The 12,884-nt window shown below is 39.0% G+C and carries 4 protein-coding genes; all 4 read left to right on the top strand.

Annotated elements, in window-relative coordinates; genetic code table 11:
• Positions 1-492 carry a DinB family protein gene (locus tag ACERJO_RS07690; protein ID WP_373647123.1) on the top strand — a complete coding sequence of 164 codons (492 nt, stop codon included), beginning with the start codon at positions 1-3 and terminating at the stop codon, positions 490-492.
• Positions 493-610: 118 nt separating this feature from the next.
• The gene (locus ACERJO_RS07695; protein ID WP_247106257.1) at positions 611-1,405 is read left to right on the top strand and encodes a DUF2935 domain-containing protein; all 795 of its coding nucleotides are present in this window, start codon (positions 611-613) and stop codon (positions 1,403-1,405) included.
• 187 nt (positions 1,406-1,592) lie between these two features.
• A complete protein-coding gene (locus ACERJO_RS07700) occupies positions 1,593-4,646 on the top strand; it encodes an efflux RND transporter permease subunit (RefSeq protein ID WP_373647124.1) in 3,054 nt (1,017 codons plus the stop codon).
• A 326-nt stretch (positions 4,647-4,972) separates the two neighbouring features.
• Positions 4,973-12,817, top strand: coding sequence for an Ig-like domain-containing protein (locus tag ACERJO_RS07705; RefSeq protein ID WP_373647125.1), 7,845 nt, complete (start codon positions 4,973-4,975; stop codon positions 12,815-12,817).
• Positions 12,818-12,884: the final 67 nt, after the last annotated feature.

The following is a 12,884-nucleotide window of genomic DNA, read 5'->3' on the forward strand; positions in this document are numbered from 1 at the left end:
ATGAACTTGCAAAAAACATTTATCGAAGAATATAAAAGGGAAATGGATATGACACGAGAAACATTGAAAAGAATACCGGAGGACAAGTTATCTTGGAAACCTCATGAGAAATCGATGACGTTAGGTCAATTAGGTTTACACATCGCGTTGATACCTGGCCGATTATCAGAGCTGTTCAGTAAGCTAAAACGGGAGGTTCCAACTGTTCCTCTAGGTGAACCTGAATCAATTACACAACTACTAAATGCTTTAGAAGAAAGTGAAATAATCGCGATGAAGCACTTAACGATTTGGAATGAGGAACAGCTTGAAGCAGACTGGTCAATGGTTGATGGCGAACAAATATTAATGACAGAACCACGATGGGTGATGATTCGCTCGTTAATGTTTAATCACCTGTATCATCATCGTGGTCAGTTGACGGTTTATTTGCGACTATTAAATATTTCAGTACCGGCTATTTATGGGGCAAGTGCTGATGAAAATGGATAACGCTAAAAAGTACTTCTTATGGTCATAAAAACTGTAAGAAGTATTTACTTTTGGACAGACATAAATTTTGAAAATGTGCGATATGTTTGGGGTGAGAAGTGAAAGGAGGAATCGTCTAATGAGTTCATTTGAACAAATAGCAGCATTTGAAAATGGGTTTTGGTTACAGGTGCTTGGTGATCATGCACGATTCATTCATGATGCGTTAGCCCCTAGTGAAGAAGAGAAGATTACTGAAGCGTTGTATTATATTGATGCATTTGATCAATTGTTGGAAAATGTTAATAGAGAAGATCCGATTATACTTAGCCAAGTAACAGCGGAAGAGGTAGAGAAGCTGAGGCGCTTCAAGCTTAGTATAATTGAACAGCATTTAGTAGGTGAAATAAAAATTGATTTAGGACCAACGTTTCTTAATCATATGGTTAATGAGCTAGATGAATATTTAATGATTTTGGACTATTTGAAAAAAGGGGAGTCTCCTCCAATGTTCCATGAGCTCCATCATCATTTAGTTTGGCTGTTAGATGCAGCAGGTCATGCTGGGGCCATTACAGATAACATGGATCGGATTGAAAAGAATATTCGCGATAAAAGTGGAGCGTTTACGAAGGAATTTGAAGAGTTTTACTTAAAGGCAGTTGAATTAAAAGGATTTCTCCGAACGAACCTGTCGACTTTTCCTGCGTTAGATCGTTTTAACCATGATGTAGCATTAGAAATGCACCTATTTCAAAGCTTTGTTGATGAAATTGAGGAGCTTGAATTAAGTAAACAAGCGTTAGGAACATTTGCACCATTAATGGCAGATCATATGATGAGAGAGCAATGCTATTATTTAATCAAGCTAGCAGAGTCAACGGATATAGAGGATCCTAATTGTGATCCGACAAAGCCTCGGTTAGAAACGTAATTTATGAGCATTCATCTAGTACGTAAGCTTAATACAAGTTTATTCTTGTATTAGGCTTTTTCAATGTTGTTATCAGGAGAGCTTGTATCATTCATTAAGTAGTCACATTTATTTGGTTTAAGGTTGTCTGATTATGTGAATATAAGGGAGGAAGTGAAATTTAAGATGCGGATGGAGGAAAAGGCCGATGAATGGGCTGTTAGAGCGCTCTAAGCTGTTTTTAATTTTGTTTTTATTATTTATTATTGTTGGTGTTTATACTTTTTTAACTGTGCCACAGCGTGAAATTCCGGAAACAACATTAAATATTGGCACCATTACTACGGTCTATCCGGGTGCGACGGTTGATGCAGTAGAGCGACATGTAACAAACCCCATTGAAGCAAATCTACTAGCGATTGATGGAATTGAAGAAATAAGCTCTGTCTCAGTTGCTGGTGCATCTTCAATCGTTATAACAATAGAAGAAAGAGCAGATAAGTCAGAAGTAATGGGAGAAGTGCGACAATTGGTTGCAAATGCTTCAGTCACATTTCCAGATGAGGTTCAATCACCTACTGTATCAGATGTGCAATCGAATATGCCAATTTCCTCTTATTTGATTACAGCAGATGATCCTGAACAGATGCAAACACTGTATTCAGAAATAAAGAGATGGGAAGATGAGGTTAGTCGAGTTGCTGGTGTTGCGGATGTGATCGTAAAAGGGGTTGAAGAAGAGCAGATTACTCTTACGTTAGATTCGGAAGAACTTGGGGCTAAAGGTTTTGCTTTCCTAGATGTTATCCATGCATTGGAGAATGAGTTTGACTTGCCGCCGCTTGGGAAGCAAGAAGTGGATGGCTCTTTGTATCAATTGAAAATGGAAGAAACAAGAGAAGTTGCTGCGCTAGAGCGTGTGCTAATTGGGCAAAATCTTGCTGGGGATGCTGTTTTTATAGGAGATGTTGGCTCAGTGTCGATTGAGGCAAAACAGCCTAATGATCGAATATCGATTGATGGAACCGCAGCTATTTCATTCACGGTTGTTGTCCAACCAGGTGAGGACATTCCAACTGTACATAATCGAGTAGATGATAAGGTGCAGCAGCTGTCGACTTCGTTATCAGATGAGTTTGAGTTAGTCTCTTATTATTCACAAGCTGATCTTGTGAATGAGATATTTAGAGGGCTCTTTATGTCGCTCGTGATTGCGGTTGTCGCTGTAATTGTTACAAGCTCCTTAGGTTTAACGTTACCTGGTGCGGTTGTTGTTGCACTAGCTGTACCATTATCAGTATTAATGGGGATCATTCCACTTCCGTTTGTAGGAGTAGATCTTAATCAGATTTCAGTCATTGGACTCATTATTGCGTTAGGGATATTAGTGGATGATTCTATTGTCGTTAATGATAACATTCAACGTCGATATGAGTTAGGTGACTCCGCGAAATTAGGAATTATTAACGGAGTGAAGGAAATATGGGTGTCGATCGTGACATCAACATTAGCTATCGTCTTTACTTTTTCACCACTCGTTTTTCTGAGTGGAGCAAACGGTGATTTTATTCGTGCAATGCCGACGATCTTAATTACGACGACCCTTGCTTCGACTGTTGTTGCTTTAGTATTTGTTCCAATCCTGCGCTTTTTGTTTTTTCGAGAAGGGAAAAGAAATAGGAAGAACAGTTCAGCGGGCTTACTTGGAAAATTATTTAAATGGGTACAAGATTTCTATGCAGATAAGCTACTGAAGAATATCGGAGAAAAGCCTGTGACTGTATCAGTGGTGGGCTTACTTGCGACAGCGGCTATTTTTAGTCTCGTTATGCTAACACCATTTGAGTTTTTTCCTGTAGCTGATCGTGAAGAAGTGACAGTTGATGTGACTTTACCTGCGGGGACAACACTTGATGAGACCTACGATAGGTTAGCAGAAATGGCTCTTTATTTTGAAGAAGATGAAGGAGTTTATGAAACGAGTATTTTTGCTGGAAGCGGTCTACCGAATTTATTTAATAGCTCCCTCGATCAAAGCGGTGAATATACTGGTCAGCTTGTTGTAAGAGTAGACCGTCAGAATCAAACTGCACAAGGATTGATCGAACAATGGACAGAGCCTGTTCGCGATCAATTTCCAGAGGCAACGATCTTTTTAGAGACAATCGAACAAGGACCACCAAGTGGAGCCCCAGTTACAGTTACTTTGATAGGAACAAGCATGGAACAGCTAATCGATATCCGTAATGACCTGACACAAGAAATTCAAGCGTTGGGAGCAGAATTGGTCATGGATGATGTCGGGGAATCAGAGCCGACCATTATTTACAGTGTCGATCGTGACCAAATGGAGGATGAAAATATTCGCCTTCGAGATATAAATCAACGGATTGGACTTGCGACTGAAGGTGTACCTGTGCAAGCTTTTGATGATGGGAATGAAACGATGGGAATTGTCATGTTCATGGACCGCATTGAAAGAGGAAGTGAGCTTCAGCTTGATGAGCTTGAGCTAGCTGTTACATCACAAGGAGAGCAAGGGCTACCAAAATTGATTCCATTGTCTGATTTAGTTACAGTTGATTATACGGAGGAACTAAGAGCGATCCCTCATATAAATGGTGAAAGGTCGATTACGATAAGGGCATTCCCTGGAACGGTTGAAGATTTCAAAGCGAAAGTTTCAGTTATCGTTGAGACGTTTCAAATGCAATTAGAGAGTGATCAATATGAAATTGTGTTAGGTGGAGAAAATGAGAATCAAGATAATTTCTTTGCGGAAATTATCGTCTTATTTATCATTGTTCTTGTTCTTGTCTATTTATTAGTGGCTTTTCAATTTAATTCTTTAACGCGACCGTTCTTAATCTTAGTCGCTGTCTATTTAGCGATTGCCGGGGCTATACTTGGATTGTTTGTGACGCAAACACCGATTAGCTTTTTAGCCGTGATGGGAATGGTTTCATTGACAGGAATCGTTGTACGCAATGCGATTGTATTAATTGAATTTATCGAGCAGCGGTTACGTACAGAAATGAAACTGTTAGATGCCGTAAGAGAAGCAGGTCGAGCACGAATTCGACCGATTCTCTTAACAGCGATTACGTCTATTGTTGCCTTGATACCGATTGCATTAAGTGGTGATGCACTTTTTACACCATTAGCGATTACAATTATTTCAGGAATTTTATTTTCAACCTTGTTAACGCTGCTCATTGTACCAGCTTTGTATGTGGTGATGGTTAGGAGAAGATATAATTAGTTTATGAAAACAGCCTCAAAGTCAAAAAGACTTTGAGGCTGTTTTTTTTCAAAGATATGAAAGTTTAAAGTTTATTGGGAGATGAACACAGTGGGGTTATTCGTGATTTTCATGAAAACCGAAAGATGATTCATGTCCTTTCTTAATTTTAGGAAATTTTGAAAACTTAAACAAAACTTAAACTACGATCAGTAGGATAAATGATATGAGTGGTTACATACATGAATTACGATGAAAGGCCTATGTTTTTCAGATGAAACGAGGAGATTGCTATAAAGCCACAGAAATAAGGTTACTTCGTCAAATGGAGAGGAGAAAAGGGAAAAATGAGTAAGCGAAATTATTTCAAGAAGAAAATCGGTTTGGTTAGTCTAGTATTACTGTTAGTATACTCAAGTGTTCTGCCAATCGAAATCGTCATCGCTGAAGATGAAGCGAGTGATGTATTGATTACTGAGGAAGAAGAGGGCTTGTTAGGTGGTGAAGGAAACGTTAAAGAAGAAGATGAAGAATTAGACTTCACTTCTGATATAGATAAAGAGGAAGATATTGAAGAGAATGATGATAAGGATGTAGTAAAGGACCTTGAAATTAAACAAGATGATCATTCATGGCAAACGTCTCAAGTAGGAGAAGCCGAGGATGGGTCTGTCATGGAATTAGCAAGTATAAGTTCAACGATGTATTCTGGTGGTGATGGATCTGCGGGAAATCCGTATGTTATTGAAACGGCTGAGCAGTTGAATGAAGTTAGAAATAATTTAAACGCTCATTATCAGTTAGAGAATGATATTGACTTGGCAGCATACAGCTCTGGACAAGGGTGGGTACCGATTGGGGTCAGCTCTAATCAATTTAATGGAACGCTTGACGGAAATGGTCATGTAATTACAAATTTGACAATTGATCGAAGTAACACCAGACAAGACGATCAAGGACTATTTGGTGTGATTGGTGAGAATGGTGTAGTAAAAAATGTTTCCTTAGAAAATATTGAAATAGGTAGTAATCAAGGTTTTTCTATTGGTGGATTAGTCGGCCTTAATTATGGCGAGATTAGTGGAGTGAGCATCAATAGTACGGTTGAGGGAAGATATTACGTTGGTGGACTAGTTGGTAGAAACTATGGTGATGTTAGCCAAGCATATGCTGAGGGTCTTATTTTTGGTTTTAGTAGAGTTGGTGGATTGATTGGGGAAAACGATGGTAATGTTATTCAATCGTCCGCTGAAGCCTATGTAAACGGTGATGATTTCATTGGTGGTTTAGTTGGATTGAATCTTAGTAATGGAAATGGTATAAGTCAATCTTTCGCAAAATCTACCGTAAAAGGAAATCTAGATGTCGGGGGCTTAGTGGGACAAAATCAAAATACTATAGTTCAATCATATGCTGAGAGTACTGTAGAAGGATATCGAAATATCGGTGGCTTGATAGGAAATCAATCATGGAGCAACAAAAAAGTAAGTGAGTCCTATTCCAATAGTTTAGTAACAGGAAATGAGAGCATTGGTGGTTTAGTAGGGTTAAAGCATGATGTAGCGACTATTGAAGCTTCTTATTGGAATAGGAGTGTCGAGAATGGAGGTTCTTTAGATAATGGATTCGGGGCAGCTTTGACGGAAGAAGAATTAAAACAATTTAGCAAATATGATGATTGGGACACTACGAATACGTGGTATGTCTATCATAGTCAGACGTTTCCCCTTTTACAGTGGGAAAATCCATTGGAAGAAGTTGAAGTAGACATTGATTTTTCTGAGTTGAAGGTTGGGGAGATTGCTCAGCTGACAGTTACAGCAAACCATCAAGAAGGTTCCTTTGATGGAACGATTCATGCTAACTATAAAGTAACAGAAGGGGATCACGTTGTTGAGGTAGATAAAGCTGGTGTTGTAACAGCAAATGAAAGTGGTGAGGCTGTTATTACCGTTACACTTTACGATGAAGTGGCTACAATGAAAGTAACAGTTGAAGAGGCCATGTTTGCAGATGGAGATGGTTCTGCTGGAAATCCTTATATTATTATGAATGCGGAGCAACTAGATGCAGTTAGAGAAGATGTAGTAGCTCATTACAGATTAGGCAATGATATTGATTTAGCAGCCTACCTATCAGGAGAGAGCTGGGAGCCAATCGATCACTTTAATGGTACGTTTGATGGTGCGGGCTATCAAATAAAAGGGTTAAAAATTGATGGAAATAATATTCATAGTATTCACCTAGGGATGTTTGCAAGGTTATATGATTCTGGAGTGATTAAGAATGTCACTTTGGTTGATTTGGATATAAATGGAAGTCGGAATATCGGTGGGTTAGTTGGGGTGGCTTTTACGTTTGCTCGAATTGAAAACTCATCGGTTACAGGATCTTTGTCGGGAAGTAATGAAGTCGGTGGGTTGGTTGGAGTAAATTTTGGGATGATTAGTGGATCAGTTGCTTCGACTACCATTTCAGTGAGCGATTCCAGTGGTGGTGGCCTTGTTGGTCAAAATGGAGGAGAAATTAAAAATTCGTATGCTAGTGGGGAAATATCAGGTGATAGCGGTATTGGTGGCTTGGTTGGAGGACATCCAAGGGATTTTAACAATAGGAAAATAATTAATTCCTATTCAAACAGTATCGTAACTGGGAATAATGATATTGGTGGCTTAGTTGGGTATGTTCATGATCCAACCTTTATAGTGAATTCTTATTGGAATACGAGTGTATATGATGGGGATTATCCAGACAATGGGATCGGTACACCTTTGACGGAAGAACAGTTAAAACAATTCAACACGTACACTAACTGGGATTTTACAAATACGTGGTACGTTTATAATGGTCAAACGTTTCCTTTTTTACAGTGGGAAAACCCATTGGAAGAAGTTGAAGTAGACATTGATTTATCTAAGCTGAAGGTTGGAGAGACTTCTCAACTAACAGTTACAGCAAACCATCAAGATGGTTCATTTGATGGAACGATTCATGCTAACTATGAAGTTACAGAAGGAGATCAATTCGTTGACGTAGATCAAAATGGGATTGTAACTGCAAAAGAAAGTGGTGAGGCTGTTATTACCGTTACACTTTATGGTGAAGTGAACACAATTGATGTAACAGTTGTAGAACCACTATTTACGGAAGGTGACGGAACAGCTGATAATCCTTATATTATTACGACACCAGAGCAATTAGATGGTGTAAGAGAGAATTTGGAGGCTTATTATCAACTAGGAGCTGATATTGACTTAGTAGAGTATCTTTCAGGAGAGAGCTGGGAGCCAATAGGTCGGGCTGGTACTCCATTTATAGGTACATTTGATGGTGACGGTTATGAAATTACAGGATTACAATTCGACAACGAATTTAGGGAAAATTCAGGGTTGTTTAGTGCACTTAAAAACCCTGGAGTGATTAAAAACGTTACATTAGTAGATGTAGATATTAAGGCTACTAGGCACACTGTTGGTGGTTTAGTTGGTATTAATTTAGGAACAGGTAGAATTGAAAACTCTTCTGTAACAGGAACTGTATCAGGGGGTATGAATGTTGGCGGCTTAGTTGGAATAAATAATGGATTGATTAGCGAATCAGTCGCAACTACTACAACTTCAGCACGAAGTTTCAGAAGTGGTGGCCTTGTAGGCTTGAACTCTGGAGAAATTATAAATTCATATGCTAATGGACGAGTTTCTGGTGATGAACGTGTCGGAGGTTTGGTGGGAGAACATGTAAAGAACAATAATATTAGCAAAATTAGTGAGTCCTATTCAAGCAGTATCGTAACAGGTAATAATAATGTTGGCGGTTTAGTCGGATCCAAGGATGATTCAGCATATGTTGAACATTCTTATTGGAATAAAAGTGTATACAATGGAGATTATCCAGACAATGAGATAGGTACTCCATTGACAGAAGCGGAGTTAAAGCAACTGAGCACGTTTAGTAATTGGGATTTTACAAATACATGGTACATCTATAACGATCAAACATTTCCAATTTTACAGTGGGAAAATCCGATTAAAAATATCGAAAGTGAAATAGACTCATCAGAAATCAAAGTCGGTAAAATGGGTCGCATTTCAGTTACGGCGATTCATCTACAGGGTACTTATGATGGAACACAAAATGCAGAGTATAAAGTGACAGAAGGAGACGAGATCGTTGACGTAGATCATAATGGGATTGTAACACCAAAAGAAAGCGGCCATGCGGTTATTACCGTTACACTTTATGGTGAAGTGAGCAATATTGATGTAACTGTTGTAGAACTATTTACTGAAGGTGATGGAACAGTTGATCATCCTTATATCATTACGACAGCAGAACAACTAAATGCTGTAAGAGAAGATTTAGGGGCTCATTATAAGTTAGGACATGATATTGATTTAGCAGCGTATCTTTCAGGAGAGAGCTGGGAGCCGCTAGGTGACGATCAGCTCGCATTTGAAGGTACGTTTAATGGCGAAGGTTATGAAATTAAAGGTTTGAACATTGATGGGAGGTTAGATGTTCAAGGGCTGTTTGGCGGATTAGGTAATACGGGTGTGATTAAAAATGTTAATTTAGTAGATGTAAATATAGAGGGGAATAGCATTATAGGTGGCTTAGTTGCATATAGTTATCCTTCGGCCCATATTGAAAACTCAACTGTAACAGGAACCTTGTCGGGAAGCAGTAATGTGGGCGGTTTGGTTGGAATGAATTATGGGATGATTCATGAGTCAGCTGCTCATACGACCATTCAATTGAGTAATATCAATGGTGGTGGTCTTGTTGGTATAAATTATGGGAGCATTATAAAATCATATGCTATAGGTGAAATTTCTGGTAGAAATAGTATTGGCGGTTTAGTTGGAAGCTATTTTGTGGGAAGAGACAATAGTAAGGTTAGTGAATCCTATTCTAGCAGTATCGTAACTGGTGATGATCATGTTGGTGGTTTAGTCGGTTTATTGACTAATGATTCTGCCATAATTGAACATTCTTATTGGAATAAAAGTGTGTATGGTGGGGATTATCCAGACAATGGATACGGTATTCCTATAACGGAAGCAGAGTTAAAACAACTGAGTACATTTACTAATTGGGATTTTACGAATACGTGGTACGTCTATAATGATCAGGTGTTCCCATTTTTACAATGGGAAAATTCATTGGAGTCAGTAGAAGTGAAACTCGATTCTTCAACGTTACAGATTGGTAACAGCACGCAAATAACCGTCACCGCCCATCACGAAGAAGGGTCATTTGATGGAACAAGTAATGCTGAATATGAAGTTACTATAGGAGATGATCTAATCTCCATAGATGAAGATGGTCAGGTCACAGCCACCGCACCAGGAAATGCAGAAATAACTGTCCAATTATTCGGTGAAGTGAGTACGCATGAAATTGAGGTTCTTTCGTATCAGATTTCAAGGATAGAAGAGTTTCAACCTATTACTGTGGACAATGGAACTGAAATCGATCATGTTGGCTTGCCAACGACGATACAAGTGACGGTAAGTCCAGGAGATGTGTTGCGGGATATTAAGGTGCAATGGACTGATGCAGATGAAGACAATCCGTATGATGCAAATAAAGCGGGAACGTATACATTTATCGGTACATTAGTTGATATTCCAGGTGATGTTAGAAATCCTAATCATTTAACTGCATTGATAGATGTGATTGTCGATGTGCCATTTATAACTGATGTTGAAGCAATAGATAGTATTTCAGTTGAAAACGGAACGAAGCGTGCTGATCTTACATTACCTGACGAAGTTCACGTTACATTAAATAATGGTGAGACCGCGCAAATTGGTGTGAGCTGGGATAACGGAGAACCTTTATACGACGAGTTGAAGGCTGGAACTTATATGTTTACAGGAACCTTTGAATTGTCAGAGGGAGTGATAGAACAAGTAACAACCTTTGTTGCTTCGCTTATAAACAGTGAATTTGACCAGCCTTTAAAGGTGGGAAATCCTGATAACATTACGGCAACAGTTGAAGTTGTAGTTCAAAAACCATTTATAACAGAGGTAGAACAATTAGCAGCGATTCATGTCGCAAATGGGACGGAACTTAGCGAAGTTGGCTTACCAGATCAGGTTAATGTAACGTTAAATAACGGTCATGATCTTGATGTATATGTAGATTGGAATGAAGGCGTTCCAGAATATGCGAAGATGACATCTGGAGTGTATCAATTCAAAGGAGTGTTGAAGCAGCCTGAAGAGATTGAAAATCCTGATCAAAAAGCAGCAGTCGTTGATGTAGTTGTCGGTGAGCCAATCATTACAGAAGTAGGTACAATAAAGGCCATTCATGTGGCAAATGGGACAGAGCATTCAGAATTGAATTTGCCAGAGCAAGTAGAGGTTACAGTTAATAATGGAAGCACGATTCACGTAGGTGTGACATGGGATAAAGGCGAACCAACGTATAATGGAATGCGGGCAGGCACTTATTTATTTGCGGGTAAGCTGGAATTACCAACCGGTGTACTGAATCCGGATAACAAGCAGGCCGAAGTCGAAGTCGAAGTAGATAAACCGTTTATAACAGAGGTAGAATCATTAAGAGTTATTCAGGTTGAAAATGGCACGAAGTTATCTGAAATCGGCTTTGCAGAACAAGTTATGGTGACGTTAAATAATGGCGAGAAAAAGACGATTAATGTGACATGGGATGAAGGAGGCCCGGACTATAACGGATTAAAGGCTGGTACTTATCGTATCACGGGAAGCTTGGAGGCGTTAAGTAGAATCGAAAATCCGAATAATATAAGGGCAGTAGCAGAGGTAAAAGTAGGACGACCGTATATTACGGAAGTGGAGACTTTAGAAATCATTTCAGTAGCAAACGGTACAAATTCTGAGGAAATTGGCTTACCAAAACAAGTCGAGGTGACGTTAAATAATGGTGGTCAAGCAACCGTTGATGTGAAATGGGACGAGGGTGTCCCTAAATATGATGGAAAGAAAGCAGGAGTGTACCAATTTACGGGTACGTTTAATCAGCTAAATGAGATTGAAAATCCCAATTTTAAACAAGCAGCAGTTGAGGTGAAGGTCGATCAACCTACGATTGTAGAAGTAGGTGATTTAGGAGATATAGCTATCATTAGTGTTGCTAACGGAACGAAACGTTCTGATCTTGAATTGCCGGAGAAAGTCGAAGTCATTTTGAATAATGGTGAAACAACAGAAATTGATGTAATGTGGGATGATGGTCAGCCTCCATATGACGAGAAGAAGGCTGGAACGTACACGTTTACAGGGACCTTCGTGTTAACAGAAGGAATGTTTAGCAGTCTTACAACATCAATTGCAACGATTTTTACTAGTGAATGGAATCTGTCAAACGAAATACAGAATCCGGAACAACTAATGGTAACCATTGATGTACAAGTTCATGAACCGTTTATTTCTGAAATCGAACGATTTGAGCGGATTCATGTCGAAAATGGTATTAAACGGAAAGATCTTGATTTACCTCCGTATGTTGAGGTTGTGTTAAACAATGGCGAGAAAATGAATGTTCACGTAAATTGGGATGAAGGTGTGCCAAAGTATAACGAGAAACAGTCTGGAACTTATCTATTCAATGGAACACTTGAACAATTAAGTGGTATCGAGAACCGAAGTGATGAGCAGGTGACTATTGAAGTGATTGTAGGTGATCCGATCGTTATGTCAGTAGAACGCTTTGAGGATATTACTGTCGTGAACGGAACGAAACGGATAGATCTAAATCTACCGAGTTCTATAGAGGTCTTACTAAACAATGGAGAGACAATAGAGGTGAATGTGACGTGGAATGATGGGAAGCCTCAGTATGATGGAATGAGAGCTGGCTCCTATGTGTTCATAGGAACGTTGGATCAGTTGACTGATGTACTGAATCCTTCTAGTATTCATGCAAGCCTAACGGTTTACGTTTCTGAAAAGGATGATCCAGTTACTTATGACCCCCATCCAGAAGATCCTGAAGAGCATCATAATAAAAATGATCATTCTCCAATAGACCAAGGGATGTTAAGAAGAGAACATGAAGAATATAAATCTATGAGTGATGATGAAGAAGAACTATTACCTAAAACAGCAACACCACATTTCAAAATATTACTAATCGGGTTTTTCCTTGTAGTACTAAGCAGAGTTTTGCTATTTTTGAAAAGAAAGCAGCTGAAGTGATAGCCTTTTGCAAGACGAAAGGTACTATTACTGATAAACCTACATTTCATTGAGAAATGCAGGTTTC

This window comes from Halalkalibacter sp. AB-rgal2 (assembly GCF_041821005.1).
Classification (GTDB): domain Bacteria; phylum Bacillota; class Bacilli; order Bacillales; family Bacillaceae_D; genus Halalkalibacter.